Annotated in this window: 13 protein-coding genes; 6 read left to right on the top strand and 7 right to left on the bottom strand. The window is 70.8% G+C overall.

What is annotated here, in order from left to right; genetic code table 11:
• Positions 1–25 precede the first annotated feature (25 nt).
• Positions 26–1,588 (bottom strand): NHL repeat-containing protein, encoded by a 1,563-nt coding sequence (locus ABT345_RS04665; RefSeq protein WP_345081875.1) that lies wholly within the window; start codon positions 1,586–1,588, stop codon positions 26–28.
• Positions 1,588–2,940, bottom strand: a complete 1,353-nt coding sequence (locus ABT345_RS04660) for an NHL repeat-containing protein (protein ID WP_345081872.1) — start codon at positions 2,938–2,940, stop codon at positions 1,588–1,590. The genes ABT345_RS04665 and ABT345_RS04660 overlap by 1 nt, the downstream gene beginning before the upstream one ends.
• Before the next feature lie 537 nt (positions 2,941–3,477).
• Here ABT345_RS04660 and ABT345_RS04655 point away from each other — a divergent pair.
• The 5 genes from ABT345_RS04655 (at position 3,478) to ABT345_RS04635 (ending at position 10,320) form a co-directional block, all read left to right on the top strand.
• On the top strand, positions 3,478–5,328 hold the full coding sequence (locus ABT345_RS04655; protein ID WP_345081869.1) for an NHL domain-containing protein: 1,851 nt from the start codon (positions 3,478–3,480) through the stop codon (positions 5,326–5,328).
• Between the two features lie 35 nt (positions 5,329–5,363).
• Entirely contained in the window at positions 5,364–6,248 is an 885-nt protein-coding gene (locus ABT345_RS04650) for a hypothetical protein (protein WP_345081866.1), read from the top strand.
• A 260-nt stretch (positions 6,249–6,508) separates the two neighbouring features.
• Entirely contained in the window at positions 6,509–7,540 is a 1,032-nt protein-coding gene (locus ABT345_RS04645) for an agmatine deiminase family protein (protein WP_345081863.1), read from the top strand.
• A gap of 30 nt (positions 7,541–7,570) precedes the next feature.
• Entirely contained in the window at positions 7,571–8,944 is a 1,374-nt protein-coding gene (locus ABT345_RS04640) for a M20/M25/M40 family metallo-hydrolase (protein WP_345081861.1), read from the top strand.
• Between the two features lie 125 nt (positions 8,945–9,069).
• On the top strand, positions 9,070–10,320 hold the full coding sequence (locus ABT345_RS04635) for a phosphatidylserine decarboxylase family protein (RefSeq protein WP_345081858.1): 1,251 nt from the start codon (positions 9,070–9,072) through the stop codon (positions 10,318–10,320).
• A gap of 42 nt (positions 10,321–10,362) precedes the next feature.
• Here ABT345_RS04635 and ABT345_RS04630 read toward each other — a convergent pair whose 3' ends face one another.
• The gene (locus ABT345_RS04630) at positions 10,363–11,199 is read right to left on the bottom strand and encodes an SGNH/GDSL hydrolase family protein (RefSeq protein WP_345081856.1); all 837 of its coding nucleotides are present in this window, start codon (positions 11,197–11,199) and stop codon (positions 10,363–10,365) included.
• Between the two features lie 76 nt (positions 11,200–11,275).
• On the opposite strand from ABT345_RS04630, the gene ABT345_RS04625 reads away from it, so the two are divergent.
• Positions 11,276–11,899 carry a TetR/AcrR family transcriptional regulator gene (locus ABT345_RS04625; RefSeq protein ID WP_345081854.1) on the top strand — a complete coding sequence of 208 codons (624 nt, stop codon included), beginning with the start codon at positions 11,276–11,278 and terminating at the stop codon, positions 11,897–11,899.
• A gap of 75 nt (positions 11,900–11,974) precedes the next feature.
• On the opposite strand, the gene ABT345_RS04620 is transcribed toward ABT345_RS04625, so the two are convergent.
• From ABT345_RS04620 to ABT345_RS04605, 4 genes are all read right to left on the bottom strand, one after another.
• Positions 11,975–13,198: an FAD-dependent oxidoreductase gene (locus tag ABT345_RS04620; protein ID WP_345081852.1), complete on the bottom strand. Its 1,224-nt coding sequence runs from the start codon at positions 13,196–13,198 to the stop codon at positions 11,975–11,977.
• 176 nt (positions 13,199–13,374) lie between these two features.
• On the bottom strand, positions 13,375–14,394 hold the full coding sequence (locus ABT345_RS04615) for a hemolysin family protein (protein ID WP_345081849.1): 1,020 nt from the start codon (positions 14,392–14,394) through the stop codon (positions 13,375–13,377).
• Complete coding sequence (locus ABT345_RS04610; RefSeq protein ID WP_345081846.1) at positions 14,391–15,734, bottom strand: hemolysin family protein; 1,344 nt, start codon at positions 15,732–15,734, stop codon at positions 14,391–14,393. The genes ABT345_RS04615 and ABT345_RS04610 overlap by 4 nt, the downstream gene beginning before the upstream one ends.
• A gap of 296 nt (positions 15,735–16,030) precedes the next feature.
• The gene (locus tag ABT345_RS04605) at positions 16,031–17,281 is read right to left on the bottom strand and encodes an acyltransferase family protein (RefSeq protein ID WP_345081843.1); all 1,251 of its coding nucleotides are present in this window, start codon (positions 17,279–17,281) and stop codon (positions 16,031–16,033) included.
• Positions 17,282–17,436 lie beyond the last annotated feature (155 nt).

Here is a 17,436-nt window from a genome sequence, read left to right as displayed (position 1 = left end):
GGGCCCCGCCTCGGGGCCGGGCCCGTCAGTCGATGAACTCGCGGAAGGTGGTCCCGGCGTCGGTGCCCTCGGCCCACGCCTCAACGGTGCAGGTGCCGGGGGTGGGGCCGGCGGTCAGAGCCGGGGAGGCGGCCACGCCGTCGGCGTCGCTCTCGGTCTTCGCCGAGGCGGCGCCCTCGAAGGTGGCCCTGCCTCTGGTGACGGTAAAGGTGACTCTCGTCCGCGCCGTCACCGCGATGCCGTTGCGGTCCTCGACGACGACCTTCAGCGGCTGGTCGAAGGCGGTGTCCGGGGCGGTGTGCTGGCCGGCGCCGGAGAGGTGGCGGACGTGATCGACGGACCCGGCCTGCGGGTTCACGGTGAGGTACCGGAACCGGGTGACCGCGTCCTTGCCCTGCCATTCCGCGGAGACCTCGAACGGCCCTGCCTTCACGGCCTTGAGCGGCGGGCTGGTGGCGACGCCCGCCTTCGCCGGGACCTTCGCGCTCTGCTGGGTACCGCTGAAGCGGGCGTTGTCGCCCAGCACGGTGAAGACGACCGAGGCGTCGGCGGGGCTGCTGCCGTCGACCATGGACACCTGGGCGACCAGCGGTTCGTCGAACGTCTCGCCGAGATCCGCCGCCTGACTGCCGCCGGAGACGGCTCTGATCTGGTATTTGGACACGCGGAACAGCTGGGCCGTGCCTTCGAGGGCGACCCACAGCTGTCCGTCGTCGGCCACCGTGATCCCCGACGGCCTGCTGCCCGCCCCCGTGGGGACGGTGCCGGTCACGGTCTCGGCGCCGGGCAGGATGTAGCCCACCGCGTCCAGGCTCGGCATGGTGAACCAGAGCGTTCCGCCGGGCAGGGCGAGGAAGCGGCCCACCGGAGCGGGAGTGGCGATCTCCTTCTCCCCGGGATCGTCCAGACGCCGCCGGACGATCCTGCGCTCCGGTGTCGCCGCCCACAGATACCGTTTCCCCTCGCTTTCGGTCAGGGCGATCTGCAGCGGCGCCGTCCGCAGGCCGAGGGGGCTGCCGAACCGGCCCGCCGTGAGGTCGAACGGGACGAGGTCCTTGCTGCCGGGGCAGCTCACCCAGCACCGCTTGGACGCCTCCTCGACGGCCAGGCCGTGCAGGGCGCCGCCCACGTAGGCATCGGAGTACTCCACCTCTCCCGCGGAGTCGATGAGGTAGAGGAACTTCTGGCCGTCGAGCGTGGCGATCAGACGCCCCGCGCTCCTGCCGTCCTCGGCCACGGCCATGGCCTGGCACGCTTTGGCGGGGCCGGTGCCGAGAAGCGGGTACTTCCCGGACGGGTCGCACTTGGCGGGCCGCCCTTCGGCGGTGTCGTGGACGTAGGTCCATACGTTGCCGTCCCAGGTCGTGAGGGTGCCGGCCTGCTTCTGTGAGAACTGCGGCGGAAAGACGGCGACCTCGAACGGGGGGCGCGGGACGAATCTGCCGATGCGTGCATCGGCGGTGACGAACCAGATGTTGTCGTCCGCGGGGTTGAACGCGACCGCGGCCGGTGCGGCGCCCAGGAGGTCGTGGTGGTCGAAGGAGGGGCGCGCTCCGGCCGCACCCGCGGCATCCGTGGTGCCCGTCATCACGCCTCCGTGCCCTCGTCGGTGACGGCGAGGGTGACCGCGTTCTCGGGCTCCGGCGTCCCGTACCCGACTTCGAGCCGGATGTCCTCGGTCACCTCTCCTGCCTGCACCCGGGGGAAGACGACCTGCCCCGTGCTGTCTGTGAACACGACGCACTCCCGGCTGCCGTCCTCGAAGGCCGCGTGCTCGGCGACGATGCGGCAGGTGAGCGGAATACCCGGTGTCGGGTCCCCGCCGATGGTGTGCTCGGCCACCAGGGGTGCTTCCACCATCTCCCCGGCCGGCGCCGAACTCGCGGCCTGGAGGACCACCTCGGTCCGGGCCGAGGGCTCGGGCGGCATCGTGTACTTGCCGATCTTCTTGCTCTTCGGGCTCGTGTACCAGACCACCGGCTGACCCTTCTCGCTGCCGACGACGAGGCCCTCCGCCTCGCTTCCCTCGGGGAGGTCGACCGACGAGTCGTAGGAGACGCTGGCGTCCTTTTTGAAGCGGTGGATGCACTGGGCGCCGGCCACCCAGATCAGACCGTCCGGGCCGAAAGCCAGTTGCCGTGGTTCGTCCGGCAGAATCTTTGTGCTCTGCTTCATGCGGCCCTCGTCGATTTCGTAACGGCACAGCGTGTTCGGATTCGTCGTGCCGACCCAGACATACGTCGAGTCCGTGATGACATGGATCGGAGTCTGCTTGTCTCCCTGGAACTCGATGCGCTGCCAGCGCGACCCCTTTTCGCGGGGCGAATGGGTGTACAGCCCGTTCTTCGTTCTTTTGGTGGTGTGGTCTTCCCATTGCCGCCCGGTGGCCCAGAACGTGTAGGAGGACTTGTCCTGGTTGGTGCTGACGGCCACCGACCAGAGCCAGGTGTCGAACTGGGCATCATCCTTCGGGAGCGGAAAGTAGGTCGGCCCGTCCTCTCCGAATTTGATGTACCCGACCTGCTTGGCGAGCGGCTCGGCGAATGCCACATGGTACGAGTACGTCGGAGTGTTCCGGTCCTTGATGCATACCGCGGAGACGGTCTGGGCCCGCGCCTTGGGGTCGAGATCGTACTTGTCGAATTTCTCCTTCACGACGTCGAAGTCGTAGATGGGGTCCACCCACTGTTCGTTCGCCGGCGAGGCGAACCACACGTGCTTGTCCGGCCGCTTCGGGTTGGGCTCGGGGATGATTCCCGCGGTGAGCTGGGGAATGTCCCTCTCGACTTCGTGGTAGCTCCCCGGGTCGATGGGGTTGAACCTGACCAGAGCTTTGTCGTGCGTGGTCACCCAGAGGTAGTTGTCCGGCGCGATGGTGATCGAATGCGGCTTCCTTCCGCGGGGGACATTCCACTCCCTGGGGTTGTTTCCGTCGGCCATGGTTCCTCCAGTCGTTCACCATTGCGGCTCTGGTCGTTTTCCCGTGCCGGCGCCAAGGGCCCTGGCGCCGCCGCACGGCGAATTCCTCCCGACGGGCAGGCCGCGGAAAGAAGGTGATCTCGCGCATGAGTTGTCTCGTGATTCGTTTGATGTCACCCGATGAGGCTCTGAAAGCCGTCAGGGACCGTACGAATCTCTCCGGAACGGGCCGGGGAATTGCGGGCGTTGGCGGCGTTGCGGCGTGTCATGGCGGCGTGAATCCTCGGCCGCACCGAAAGCCTGGCACGCGAAGCCGAAGCGCTTCGCCTTCGGCCGCAATCGCCGGCGGGATCACCGCGGATCTCCGCCCCGTGAAGATCGGGAAGACGCCCCCTAGGGCGATGGTAGGCGCATTGTGGTTCCGCCACCTCATGAGCGGGCTTTCGGCGGGCGCCGGCGGCCGCACCTGCCTAGTGTGGATCCGGGACGAACGGGGCGAGGCGGAACGGGCGCATCACCGGAATCCGCCATCCGATACGAGGCGGGAAGGAGTCGGTGATGAGCGGACCCGTCGGGGTCCCCGAGGCCCCGGTCGCGGAGGAGCGGTCCTCCGTCGCCACCGTGGCGGGCACCGAATCGAAGGGCTTCTCCGGGGACGACGGGCCGGCCGTCCGCGCCGAGCTGTCCCGCCCCTGCGCCGCCGCCACGGACGCGCAGGGCAATGTCTACCTCGCCGACACCGGCAACGACCGTTTGCGCCGGGTGGACGCGGCGACCAAGAAGATCACCACGGTCGCGGGCGGCACCCTCGACACCCGGCTGTCCCGCCCCTACGGCGTCGCGGTCAGCCCCCAGGGAAAGATCTACGTCGCCGACACCGGCAACCACCGGGTGTGCGAAGTGGACGTGGCGGCACGGCGGATCACCACGGTGGCCGGCACCGGCACCGCGGGTTTCTCGGGCGAGGAAGGGCCGGCCGACCAGGTCCAGCTCTACAACCCCGGCGCCCTCGCCACGGACGCCGCAGGCAACCTCTACATCGCCGACGTCGACAACTGCCGGGTACGGAAGCTGGACGTGGGGGCCGCCTACGTCACCACGGTCGCGGGCGGCACCAAGAAGACCGAGCTGAACCGCCCGTACGGCGTCGCGGCGCATGCGCGGGGCGACGTGTACATCGCGGACACCCTCAACTCCCGGGTGTGCAAGGTGGATGCGTCCTCGGCCGCGTTCAGCGTGATCGCGGGCACCGACTCCGAGGGCTTCTCCGGCGACGGCGGACCGGCCGTCCGCGCCCAGCTCAACAGGCCTTACGGGGTCGCGGTGGACGGGCAGGGCGACGTCTACATCGCCGACACCGGCAACCACCGGGTGCGCCGGGTGGCCGCGGGCACCAAGAACATCACCACGATCGCGGGCAACGGCAGCACCCACTGGAACGGCGACGGCACTCCCGCCGACCACTTCTCGCTCGATGAACCCAACGGCGTCGCCGTGGACGCACAAGGCGGCGTCCACATCGCCGACACGAATCACCACCGGGTCCGGAAGGTCACCGGTCTGTCCACCGCCGCGGTCTTCACGGTGTCGCCGGGCGGGCCGCCGGACGTCACGTTGACCGCGGGCTGCGGCACGGGATATCCGGGGGTGCGGCTGGAGGCCCGCACACGCGGCCCGTTCGCCCCGCAGAACGTCTCGGTGACGCTGCCCCCGGGGCAGGGCCTGGAGTTCGTCGCCGAGGCCGGGGCCCGCTACCAGCTGACCGTGCGGGACGCCTGCACGCGGGAGACCCACTACTACGGGACGCTGTCGCCCGACGGGCAGCAGCTCACGTTCAGCGGCGTGGATCTGGCCCTCTCTGGCAAGGGGAAGACGTCCAGTGCTTGGGTCGCGGTGAAGGCCCCTGCCGGAACCCAACCCGCGGACACCCACCTGACGTTCGACGTGGGCGGCCGCACCTCCCGGTCCACCCCGGTCCACATCGTGGTCTCGGGCCGGTTCTCGGTGTCGCCGGGCGGCCCGCCGGATGTCACGCTGACCGCGGGCGGCCCGCCCGGCTACCCGGGCGTCAGGTTCCGCGCCTTGGACGACGCACCGGTGCCCGCGAAGGACGTCTCGGTGACGCTGCCCCCGGGGCAGGGCCTGGAGTTCGTCCCCGAGTCCGGGACCCGCTACCGGCTGACCGTGCAGGACCCCGGCGGCCACGAGACCTTCCACGACGCCACTCTCTCCGACGACGGGAGACAGCTCCGGGCCACCTCGGTGGACCTGGCCCTCTCCGGCAAGGACTCGGTCTCGCTCGCCTGGATCGCGGTCAAGGCCCCCGCCGGCGCCCGGCCGGACAAGACGTCCCTGACGTTCGCGGTCGACACCCTCACCTCGCCGTCCACGACCGTCCGCATCACGTAACGGGGACACACGCGACGCATCGAAAGGAGCCCGGAATGAGCGACGCTGTCACGACCCTGGAAACGCAGACGCTTTTCTCGGTGGTACCGGGAGGCCCGCCGGACGTGGAACTGCTGGTGGGCGGCAAGATCGGCTACCCGGGTGTGGTGCTGACCGCCACAGCGGACGGCGCGGTACCCACGCTGACCTGCAAGGTGACGCTTCCCCTGGGCAAGGGCCTGCAGTTCGTCGCCGAGGGCGGCGTGGGGCAGTACCAGCTCACCGTGCAGCCCGCCCAGGGCGATCCGAAGCACTACCTCGGGACCCTGTCACATGACGGCCAGACCCTCACGTTCACGGGCGTCGATCCGGCCCTGTCGAAGAAGGGCGCGAAGTCCACGCTCTGGGTCGCCGTGCAAGCCCCTTGCGGAGGCTCGCGGGCAGACACCGATCTGACCTTCGACGTGGAAGGACAGAAATCGTCCTCCACCCCGATCCACGTGGTGTTCGGCTTCTCGGTACGGCCGGGCGGACCGCCCGATGTGACGCTGAACATCGGCGGCGGCCCCGGCTACCCGGGCGTGGTCCTGACCAGCAAGAAGACCGACAAAGTACCCCCGCAGAAGATCACCGTGACCCTTCCCCCGGGCAAGGGCCTGCAGTTCGTCGCCGAGGGCGGCGCGGGGAATTACCAGCTCACGGTGCTGCCCGCCCAGGGCGGCGAGAAGCATTACTTCGGGGCCCTGTCGGGCGACGGTCAGACCCTCACGTTCACGGGCGTCGACCCGGCCCTGCCGAAGAAGGACGCGACGTCCACCGCCTGGGTCGCGGTGTCCGCACCCGGCGGTGCCACACAGGGGCAGACCCATCTGATGTTCAACGTGTGCGGCTACGAGTCCTGGTCCACCCACATCGACGTCAAGGACACGTCGATGCTCTGAGCGCCGCCCTTCTGGCCGGACAGGTCGCGAGCTCCTACCGGAAGTCCGAAGGACCCCGCCACCGAGTTGACCGCATGACCGCCCATCGGCGCGCCCGGGTGCGCCGATGGGCGGGATTCCTACGATGGAAGGAGGGGGCACAACGGAGATCCAGGCTCGGCGTTTTCCCCGGCCACTCCGTCGACGCCGGCGTGAAACCGTCCGCACGGGCCGTCCGACGAGACCGTCCAGGTGGTGCGGCCGAGCGGGACGGAGGAGCGATGAGTGCCCCGGAGCGCGGTATGTGGCGGATGCCCGCCGAGACCGAGGTTCAGGAGCGGACCTGGATGGCCTGGCCCGTCCAGTGGTACCCGCCCGGTTCGGACCCCGACGAGGCGAGGGCCGTCTGGGCCGCCGTGGCCAACGCGATCCTGAAGCACGGAGGCCAGCCCGTCACGATCCTGGTGACGGAGGAAGAGAAGGGACAGGCGAAGAAGTGGGTGCCCGACGCGACCTTGATGGTGGTCCGGCACGACGACGGCTGGGCCCGTGACACCGGGCCGACCTTCGTCGTCGACGACCGTCAGCGGCTGGGCGCGGTCGACTGGGTGTTCAACGCCTGGGGTGCCCAGCCCTGGACGAGATGGGCCTGGGACGCCCGGGTGGCGACAGCGATCGCGAACCAGGCGGCGGCCGAGATCATCCCGTCGGAACTGGTGGCCGAAGGCGGCGGCATCCACACCGACGGACAGGGCACGTTCCTGGTCACCGAGACGGTGATGCTGGACCCCTACCGGAACCTGGGCTGGACACGGGAGCGGGTGGAGGAGGCATTCGCGCGCGTCTACGGCGAGTGCAAGCTGATCTGGCTCTCCCGGGGCCTCACCGCCGACTACTCGCCCTACGGCACGCGCGGACACATCGACCTCGTCGCGACCTTCGCCGCACCGGGCCAGGTCCTCGTCCACAGCCAGGAGAACCCCGACCATCCCGACCACGAGGTGTCGAACCGCGCCGTGGAGCTGTTGAGCCAGGCCACCGACATCCAGGGCAAGCCGCTGACCGTCACCAGGGTGCCGGCGCCGAAAAAGCTGACCGAGGCGGGGGAGTGGCTCGACTGGAGCTACATCAACCATGTGGTCTGCAATGAGGCCGTCATCGCGTGCAACTTCGACGACGAAAACGACAACCGCGCGAACGTCATCCTTCGTGACGCCTACGGGCGCGACGTCTTCCCGGTCCACGCCAGGCCGCTGTTCGAGCGCGGCGGCGGCGCCCACTGCATCACCCAGCAGCAACCACGGCTGCCGTGACCCACGTCCTCGTCCCGAGGAGCCAGGAACATGACTGTCCACGACGAACCGGCCGTCCGGGCCGACCAGTTGAAGGAGGACCTGGTCGCGGATCTGATGGAGTTCATCAAAATCCGGTCGGTCTACGACGAGAAGAACCTGAAACCCGTGCAGGACGCCGCGAACTGGTGCCAGAAGAAGCTGACGGAGGCGGGCGTCAAGCCCGACCACGTCGAGCAGAAGTGCATCGGCGACCCCGACAAGAACGCCCCGCTGGTCTACGCCACCTGCGCATCCGACGACGCCGCCGCGGACGCGCCCACGGCGTTGCTGTACGCCCACTACGACGTGGTGGCGGACGGCGGCTGGCAAGAGGCCTGGAATCCGCGGTACATCGACAACCGCACCCGTGTGCAGGGCCGGGGCGCCGCCGACGACAAGTCGGGGGTCATGATGCACCTCGGTGCGCTCCGCGCGTTCGGCGGCAGGCCACCGGTCCCCCTGAAGATCGTCCTGGAAGGGGAGGAGGAGTCCGGCGACACCCTTGAGGGGTACGTGCGGAAGAACAAGGACCTGTTCAAGGCGGATGTCATCGTCGTCGCCGACACGGGCAACTACAAGCTCGGCGAGCCGACCCTCACCACCAGCCTGCGCGGCGTGGTGGCCGTGGACATCACCGTCAGCACGCTGAAGGCGCCCGTCCACAGCGGCGTCTACGGAGGCCCGCCGCCCGACGCCTTCATGGCGCTAGTACGCATCCTCGCGGCGCTCCTCGACGACCCGGGCGATGTCGCGATACCGGACCTGGTCCGGGAGCACTGGAACGGCAAGGAACCCGGGGAAGCCGCCTTCCGCACCGAAGCGGGGGTGCTGCCGGACGTGAACCTCATCGGCAGCGACACGCTCGGCAGCCGGCTGTACGGGCGTCCGTCCGTCAACGTCGTCGGGCTGAGCGGTCCGCCGCCGTACTCCGCGCCCGTCAACCAGCTGACCGCGACGGCAAGTGCCCGGGTGAGCCTGCGCATCGCCCCGCAGGAGAAGCCGGAGGACGCCCTCGCGGAACTGGAGCGGTTCGTCAAGCGGCCCGAGCTGAACCCCTGGAACGCCGTCGTCGAGGTCAAGAAGGCGGACTCCGGTGCGGGGTTCCGGGCGGACACCAGCCGGCCCGGCTACGCGATGGCCAAGAAGGCCATGGAGCAGGCGTATCCCGGCAAGCAGGTCGTGTTCACCGGTGACGGGGGCGCGATACCCCTGGTCACCGCGCTTCAGCAGATCAACCCCAAGGCGACGGTGCTCCTGATCGGTTGTGAGGAGCCGCTGTGCCGCATCCACTCCTCGCCCGAGAGCGTGAACGTCGGCGAGCTGACGGCGATGACCGACGCCGAATGCCATCTGCTGCGGCTCCTGAACGAGGACCGGGGGTGAGCTGCCCACGCGCCCGCCGGCCATGGCTCCTGCGCCGCCGCGGGCTTCCACATCCGGAACACGGTCCTTGCGGCAGGACGAGATCTGCCCCGGGCAAGGCCGGACATCCCCAGGTGAGGCAAACCATGGAACTCTTCTCCACCGTGCGCGCCGGCGAATGGCTCCCGTCGGACCCGGACTTCCTGCGGGGCTGGCTGGACGACCGCATCAGGGAGATCGAGGGCCGGTCGCTCGAAACGGAGGAGCTGAAGCCCTCCGTCGCCGCCCTCCGCGACCTGATCAACAAAGACCCGAAGATCTACATGCTCTTCCACGACATGCTGTGGCAGCTGTCCCACCGCGAGACGCCGACCGGCTATCCGCAGGTGAAGACGGTCGAGCAGCTGCTGCTGCTGTTCAACGAGGCCATCCAGAGCGCTCCGGAGTTCAACACGTCAGGACTCGTCGGCTTCCCGATCAACGCGATCCTCAACTGGGCGATAGGCACCCAGGCGGGCTTCGCGGCGTTCCTCGACAGCGAGGTGAACAAGGCGCTCAAGAACATGCTCGACGAGTGGAGCGAGTATCTGACGAGCGATGATTCGACCTATGTGCTCGATGCGGAGCCGGGCCACTGGTTCAGCAAGGAAGCCCTGGCCGCGATGCCGGACTTCGAGAAGACCTTCGTGTGCGATCCCGCGGCCCCGCACTACGGCTTCACGTCATGGGACGACTTCTTCACACGCGAGCTCCGGGAAGGCGCACGCCCCGTCGACACGGACCCGAAGACCGTCACCAGCGCCGCCGAGTCCGTCCCCTACCGGCTGGCCCGCGACATCAAGCTGCAGGACACGTTCTGGCTCAAGGGCCAGCCGTACGCCCTCGCCTACCTCCTCGACTCCGCACACAAGGGCGCGGACGAGCCGGATCCGAAGGACTTCGTCGGAGGCACCGTCTACCAGGCGTTCCTCAGCGCCCTCAACTACCACCGCTGGCACAGCCCCGTCGACGGCACGGTCAAGGCCGTCCGCAACATCCCCGGCACGTACTACTCGCAGACGCCCGCCGCCCTCTGCGACGTCGCCGCCCCGGACCTGTCACAGGGGTACATCGCCCATCTCGCCGCCCGTGCGGTGGTCTACATCGAGGCCACGCAGCCGGCCGTCGGCCTGATGGCCTTCGCCGCCATCGGCATGGCCGAGGTCTCCTCCTGCGAGGTCACCGTCCAGCCCGGCCAACAGGTCAAGCGCGGTGACCAGCTCGGTTCGTTCCACTACGGCGGCTCCACCCACTGCCTGGTCTTCAAGCCGGGGGTGAAGCTGGACTTCGTCCCCGACGAGTTCCCCGGCGACAGGAACATCCTCGTCAACGCCCGAGTCGCGACGTTGAAGCCGTGACCCGCGCCTGATCGGACGGCCGGTCCGGCCACCGGCCCCGCGTCAGGGCTCCACCCGGCGCCACCCCGTCACCGGGCCCGGGTCCGCGTGGTCCGCGGGGGTGACCCAGAAGGCCCGGCCCAGCTCGGCGCTGAACTGGGCGCCGGACCGGCCGTCCCCGGAGGAGCGGCCGGTCAGCCGCCGGCCGATCCACGGCACCAGATGCTCGCGGGCGAACCGCACGTCCGCCGAGCGCCGTGCGCGCCAGCCCGGTGTCGCCGCGGGCGGCAGCGGGGCGTCCCAGTCGCTCTCCGCGGCGAACCCCAGCGTCTGCCAGACGGCCTCCGCCACCCGCCGGTGTCCCTCGGCGGTCAGATGCAGCCGGTCGTCGGCCCACATCCGCGGATCGGCCAGCGCCCGGGACGCGTAGAGGTCGACGACGAGCGCGCCGTGCCGGGCGGCGACCGCGTCGATGTGGGCGTACAGCTGCTCCATCCGCGGCCGGAAGCGTTCCAGGACCGGGCCCTGGCGGCCGGGGCTGCGCATCAGCACCAGCTGTCCGCCGCCCCTGGCCAGGACCGCCGCCGCGGCCGAGAACCGTTCGCAGACCTGCGCCACCTCGCACTTGGGCCGCAGCACGTCGTTGAGCCCGCCGACCATCGTGACCAGATCGGCGCCCATCGCGGCCGCGGGCCCGGCCTGGTCGTCGGCGATCTGGCCGATGAGCTTGCCGCGGACGGCGAGGTTGGCGTAGCGGAAGCCGGGTGTGCGGGCGGCGAGGCGGGCCGCGAGCAGATCGGCCCAGCCGCGGTAGGTGCCGTCCGGCAGGCCGTCCGACATTCCCTCGGTGAAGCTGTCGCCGACCGCGACAAAACTGGTGTAGCGGGCATTCATCTCCATGGCGCGGCGATCCTATCCCGCGGTGTACGGTCGGCTTCCGGCCGGTACACGACGAACGAACAGGGGTGGGTCCGCGATGACGCCTCGCCGCGGCGCGGGGAGCGCCACGCCGACCTTCACGGAGAGCGCCCGCAGGCAGCAGCTGATCGACTGCACGATCGAGCTGATCGCCGCCCGCGGCTATCCGGCGACCTCGCTCGCCGCCATCGCGGAGCGCGCGGGTCTGTCCAAGGCGGCGGTCCTCTACCACTTCTCCTCCAAGGACAACCTCACCCGCGCCACGCTCACGCAGGTCCTGGAGGCGTTCGCCGGGTACGTCACCGAGCAGGTGGCGAAGGAGGACGATCCGCGGGAGGCGGTGCTCGCCTACGTCCGGGCGATGATCGGCTACCAGCGGGCGCACCGCAGCCAGGTCCGGGTGATCACCGAGATGCTCCTCGACGACGAGGGCGGCACCCGGCTCAAGACGCCCGGCTCGCACGACACCCACGGCCGCTGGCAGTTCCTGGCCGCGCTGCTCGCCGCAGGTCAGGACGCCGGGCGGCTGCGGCGGTGCGACACCCGCACCGTCGCGCTCGCCATCGGCGGCGCCATCGACGGGGTCATCGCGCACTGGCTGGCCCACCCGGACCTCGATCTGGACGCGGCCACCGCCGAGTTGGAGGCGTTCACCCGGTACGCGATCGAGCCGCGGGACTGAGCGGCGCGCCCGCGTCCACGCGTCCTCGGCCCGGGGCGCGGCCGGACCCCCGTACCGCCCGCGCCCCGGACCGGCTCACCCCCGCCGGGCGAACGGCGGGACGCGCTCCGGGCGGATCCCGATGCCGCCCACGTAGCCGGTGACCGTCCGCAGCGGCGGCACCCGGCGCAGCAGCCGGAGCATCAGCGGCAGCCGGTGCGCGTCCAGGGTGCCGTCGAGCGCGGCGGTGATCAGCCCGTGCTCGGTGTGCTGGGCCTTCTGCGCGACCGTCAGCGGCAGTCGCCGCCGGCGCTGGACGCGCGCCAGATCGCGGACGGAGACGGTGCCCGCGCGTAGCGGAGCGGCGAGGATCCGGGCGGCCGCGACGGCGTCCTGCAGGGCGATGTTGACACCGACGCCGCCCACCGGCGACATGGTGTGCGCCGCGTCCCCGATGCAGAGCAGCCCCGGCCGGTACCAGCGGCGCAGCCGCCCGAAGGTCACCTCCAGCAGCTTGACGTCGTCCCAGGAGGCGATCGTGCCGGTCACCTGCGCGTCCCAGCCGAAGAGCGCGCCGAGCCGGTCGCGCAGCCACTGGACGTCCAGGCGCCGCAGTTCGGCGTCGCGGCCCTTGCCGATCAGGTACGAGGTCTGGAAGTAGTCGCCGCGGTCCATCGTGACGGCCGCCTGTCCGCCGCCGAAGCGGGCGAAGACCCGGCCGGAGGTGTGCGCGTCGGCCGGGGCGTCGACCCGGACCTGCCAGACGTCCATCGGCACGTCGAACTGCTCCTGGCGCAGTCCGGCGGCGGCCGCCACGGCCGAGCCGCGGCCGTCGCAGGCGACGGTGAGATCGGCGGTGAGGGTGCCGGCGCGGCCGTCCGCGTCGCGCAGGCGGACGCCGCTCACCCGGCCGCCCTCGGTCAGCAGCCCGGTGACCTCGGTGGACATCCGCAGCGAGAAGGAGGGCTCGGCGGCCGCGGCGCGGGCGAGCAGATCGAGGAAGTCCCACTGCGGGACCATCGCGATGTACGGGTGCCGCCCGGGCAGGCGGCGCATGTCGGCCAGAACCACGGTGGTGTCGCCGATCCGGGTCCGCATCTCCTCCAGCCGGGGGAACGGGATCTTGGCGAACTCCGCGCCGAGCCCCAGTTCGTCGAGGAGGCGCAGCGTCGAGGGATGGACGGTGTCGCCGCGGAAGTCCCGCAGGAAGTCGGCGTGCTTCTCCAGGACGGTGACCTTCAGCCCCGCCCTGGCCAGCAGCAGTCCGAGCATCATTCCGGCGGGTCCGCCGCCGGCGATGCAGCAGGTGGTGCGTGCCATGTCCGTGCCCCCTCGTGTCGGCCGCCGCCCCTGCGGCGCGGCGCAGCGACCGGCCAGGGCGCATGGCACACCGCCGTCGGCGCACCCTGCCTGACCGATCGGTCAGTAAACTAACCGATCGGTCAGACGGTGGGTAGGGCGGGGTGCCGCGCGGTCGCGGGGGAGCGCCGTGGGGCTCAGCCGGCCGGCTGTTGCAGCACCAGTTCGCGCAGCACGTCCTCCATCGTCACCAGCCCGGCCAGCGTGCCGCCCTCACCGATGACCGCCGCCAGATGCGTCCGGGAGCCGCGCATCGCGGTCAGCACGTCGTCCAGCGGCGTCGCGGCCCGCACCCGGGCGATCGGCCGCATCGCCGACACCGGGAACGGCACCTCCCGCGGCATCGCGTCCAGCGCGTCCTTGACGTGCAGATATCCCACGATCCGATGGGTGTCGTCGACGACCGGGAAGCGCGAGAACCCGGACGCCGCGGCCAGCCGCTCCAGGCCCTCCGGGGTGATCCCCAGGCCCGCCGAGACGACCTTCTCCACCGGCAGCACCACATCGCGCACCGGCCGCCGGCCCAGCTCCAGGGCGTCCCGCAGCCGCTCCTTGGCGCGCTCGTCCAGCAGCCCCGCCGCGCGCGAGTCGTCGACCATCCGGGCCAGCTGATCGTCCGAGAACGTCGCCGTGACCTCGTCCTTGACCTCCACCCGCAGCAGCCGGAGCGCCCCGTTGGCCAGTTTGTTGACCGCGAAGATCACCGGACGCAGCGCCCGGGTCAGCGCCACCAGCGGCGGCCCCAGCAGCAGCGCGGTGCGCACCGGCTCGGCCAGCGCCACGTTCTTCGGCACCATCTCGCCGAAGAGCATGTGCAGATAGGTCGCGAGCGCCAGCGCGATCACGAACGAGACCGGGTGGACCAGCGCGTCCGGCACCGACACCGCGTCGAAGAGCGGCTCCAGCAGGTGGGCGATGGCCGGTTCGGCGACCGCGCCCAGCACCAGCGTGCACAGCGTGATGCCGAGCTGAGCGGTGGCCAGCAGCGCCGAGACGTGCTGGAGCCCCCACAGCACCCGGTGCGCGCGGCGGTCGCCCTCGTCGGCGTGCGGCTCGATCTGGCTGCGGCGCACCGAGATCAGCGCGAACTCGGCGCCCACGAAGAACGCGTTGACGACGAGGGTCAGCAGCCCGACGAAGATCTGCAGCACGGTCATCGGCCGGCCTCCCGTCCCCGGTCACCGGGCGGCTGTGCGGCCGGTGCGCGCAGCAGCACCCGCGCGGCGCGGCGCCCGGACGCGTCGAGCACGTCCATGGTCCAGCCCGCCACCTCCACGGTGTCGCCCTCGGCCGGGATCCGGCCCAGTTCGGCGGCGATCACCCCGGCCAGCGTCTCGTACGGGCCCTCGGGCAGCCGCAGTCCGATGCGGGCGAGCTGATCGGTGCGGGCGGCGCCGTCGGCGTGGTAGAGGGCGTGGCCCTCGGGGTCGCGGCCCGCGGCGGCGAGGTCCGGGGTCTCCATCGGGTCGTGTTCGTCACGGACCTCGCCGACCACCTCCTCGACGATGTCCTCCAGGGTGACGACACCAGCGGTGCCGCCGTACTCGTCGATCACCACGGCCATGGTGCGCTTGCCGGAGAGCCGGTCCAGGAGCTGGTCGACCGGCAGCGTCGCCGGGACCAGCAGCGGTTCGCGCAGCAGCTCGGACACCGGGCGGCGGGCGCGCAGCTGGGCCGGGATGGCCAGCACGTCCTTGATGTGCGCGACGCCGACGACACCGTCGAGGCTGCCGCGGTAGACGGGGAAGCGGGACAGACCGGTCGCCCGCGTCGCGTTGGCGACGTCCTCGGCGTTGGCCTGCAGATCCAGGGCGGTGACCTGGACGCGGGGGGTCATGACGTTCTCGGCGGTGAGACCGGGGAGGTTGAGGGTGCGGACGAACAGCTCGGCGGTGTCCGGCTCCAGCGCGCCCTCCTTGGCGGAGTGCCGGGCCAGCGCCACCAGCTCCTGCGGCCCGCGGGCGGACGCCAGCTCCTCGGCGGGCTCCAGACCCATCCGGCGCACGGTGTGGTTCGCGGTGGCGTTGAGATGGCCGATGAGCGGGGAGAACACGGCGCTGAACGCCCGCTGCACCCCCGCGACCCGCTTCGCGACGGGCAGCGGGCTGGAGATCGCCCAGTTCTTGGGGACCAGCTCGCCGACGACCATCAGGACGACGGTGGAGATCGCCGTGCCGAGGACCAGCGCCACGGACCGGGCGGCGGTGTCCGGCAGCCCGATCGCGTCGAGCGGACCGGCGAGCAGGGTGGCCAGCGCCGGTTTGGAGAGCATGCCGATGACCAGACCCGTCACCGTGATGCCCAGCTGGGCGCCGGAGAGCTGGAAGGTCAGGCGGCGGACGGCCTTGAGCGCGTTCGCCGCGCCGCGCTCGCCGCGCTCCGAGGCGCGTTCCAGATCGCTGCGCTCGACGGTGGTCAACGAGAATTCGGCCGCGACGAAGACGCCGCAGGCCAGCGTCAGCAGGAGCGCCAGGGCCAGGAGGAGCAGCTCGGTCATCGGGTCACCTCCGTCCCATGATCGAACAGGATCCGGAGGTTCGCGCTCTGTCGCGAGCAGGCTCGGCAACTGGGAGGTTCGCCCATGGCTGGACGCTCACACACCTTTCGTCGGGGAGTCGTACGGGCGCCGGATGCGCCTGCGTACAGGAGAAAGAACCCCACCATGGTAAAGGACCGGCAAAAGTCAATGCGGTGAATGCGGTGTGGGGCTAAAGGGCATGCGGAAGGGGCCGCCTCGCGGGAGGCGGCCCCTTGTGCTGTTCCGTGTCTGCTCGTGCGCCTGCCCGGCGCGCGTCACACGCCGCTGGGCACCGGGCGCGGTGCGGTCTCCGCGCCGCCGGTCGTGGGCTGCCGCGGCGGTGCGCCGGGACCGGCCGTGCGGTCCGCCGGGTGCATCCCGCGGGTGAGGTGGTGGCGCAGGGCCCGCCCGACGGGCCGGTCGACCAGGCGGTACAGGGCGTAGGAGAGCAGCAGGGCGAAGATGAGCCCCGTCGCCACGGACGGCAGCAGGCCCAGTCCCGGCGCCATCTTGAGCAGCCCCTTGGCCACCGGCACGCCGATGCTCTGGTGCACCAGGTAGAACGGATAGGTCAGCGCGCCCGCCGTGACGAGGGCGCGCCACCGTATCCGGGCCAGCGGACCGAACGCCGCGAGCGCCAGCACGACGAGGAAGAAGGTCAGCAGCGCGGCGCAGACGCCCCAGGAGAGCGCGCCGCCCGCCGCGGGCTTCACGGTGTGCGAGGCCACCCGGTCGCCCAGCACCGTCAGCTCGTAGCACCAGGCGAACCCGGCCAGCAGCCACAGCACGATGTTCTGCCCGAAGCGGTGCATCAGATAGAGCGCGATGCCGGTGACGAACAGGCCCGCGTACTGGCTCAGCACGACCGCGTCGAGCGTCTTGGAGTGCAGCTCGCGGGCGAGCAGCGCCAGCGTCAGCCAGGCGCCGCAGAACGCGATCATGCGGCGGTAGGTGAGTCCGATGAAGAGCATCAGCGCCATCAGCAGATAGAACCGCGCCTCCACCCACAGCGTCCACGCGACCCCGTCGATCAGCGTGAGCCCCATCGGTCCCGGCGCCATCGTCAGATTCCCCAGCACCGTCCGGGGATCGATCGGCGTCGCCGCCTCCAGATGCGCCACCCGCGCGGTCACCACCAGCGCCACGACGAGCAGCACCGCGCACCAGTACGTGGGGAACAGTCGGGACACCCGCGAGACGACGAACTGCGCCGGGGTCCGCCCCCAGCAGCTCATGCAGATCACGAACCCGCTGATCAGGAAGAAGAACTCCACGCCGAGCCAGCCGTAGCGGCTGACCTCGTGCAGCGCCGGAACGGCCTCCCGCAGGTCGTACCCGTCCCAGAAGCGCGGGGTGGTCGTCCCCAGGAAGTGGTACGCGGCCACCGCGACGGCGGCCACCAGCCGCAGCCCGTCGATGGCGGCCAGCCGCGCCCCGCCGCCCGCGGGCCGGGGGCCGTCTCCCGTCCGGTCCGCCGCGGACGCGCGCCCCTTCCGGGCGGGAAGTAGCGAAGTGCCCCTGAGCACGGTGGTCCTCCAGAACGAGTCGAACATCCCGCCGGACGACGGGAAAGCCGACTATATAACGTGTGTATACGCGCGATGTATATACGGAGGGGATAGGGGCGCGCGGTACGTCAACCGGGCGGCAGTGCAGGGGATTTGGTGAGAGAAGTGAACGA

Source organism: Streptomyces sp. NPDC000404 (assembly GCF_040300365.1).
Taxonomy (GTDB): domain Bacteria; phylum Actinomycetota; class Actinomycetes; order Streptomycetales; family Streptomycetaceae; genus Streptomyces; species Streptomyces ramulosus.
The sequence above is the reverse complement of the archived record's forward strand: the minus strand, read 5'-3'. Positions and strand labels throughout refer to the sequence as shown.

Coding starts and splice junctions, on each gene's coding strand:
- ABT345_RS04665 (WP_345081875.1), bottom strand. CDS start 1,588: ATGACGGGCACCACGGATGCCGCGGGTGCGGCCGGAGCGCGCCCCTCC.
- ABT345_RS04660 (WP_345081872.1), bottom strand. CDS start 2,940: ATGGCCGACGGAAACAACCCCAGGGAGTGGAATGTCCCCCGCGGAAGG.
- ABT345_RS04655 (WP_345081869.1), top strand. CDS start 3,478: ATGAGCGGACCCGTCGGGGTCCCCGAGGCCCCGGTCGCGGAGGAGCGG.
- ABT345_RS04650 (WP_345081866.1), top strand. CDS start 5,364: ATGAGCGACGCTGTCACGACCCTGGAAACGCAGACGCTTTTCTCGGTG.
- ABT345_RS04645 (WP_345081863.1), top strand. CDS start 6,509: ATGAGTGCCCCGGAGCGCGGTATGTGGCGGATGCCCGCCGAGACCGAG.
- ABT345_RS04640 (WP_345081861.1), top strand. CDS start 7,571: ATGACTGTCCACGACGAACCGGCCGTCCGGGCCGACCAGTTGAAGGAG.
- ABT345_RS04635 (WP_345081858.1), top strand. CDS start 9,070: ATGGAACTCTTCTCCACCGTGCGCGCCGGCGAATGGCTCCCGTCGGAC.
- ABT345_RS04630 (WP_345081856.1), bottom strand. CDS start 11,199: ATGGAGATGAATGCCCGCTACACCAGTTTTGTCGCGGTCGGCGACAGC.
- ABT345_RS04625 (WP_345081854.1), top strand. CDS start 11,276: ATGACGCCTCGCCGCGGCGCGGGGAGCGCCACGCCGACCTTCACGGAG.
- ABT345_RS04620 (WP_345081852.1), bottom strand. CDS start 13,198: ATGGCACGCACCACCTGCTGCATCGCCGGCGGCGGACCCGCCGGAATG.
- ABT345_RS04615 (WP_345081849.1), bottom strand. CDS start 14,394: ATGACCGTGCTGCAGATCTTCGTCGGGCTGCTGACCCTCGTCGTCAAC.
- ABT345_RS04610 (WP_345081846.1), bottom strand. CDS start 15,734: ATGACCGAGCTGCTCCTCCTGGCCCTGGCGCTCCTGCTGACGCTGGCC.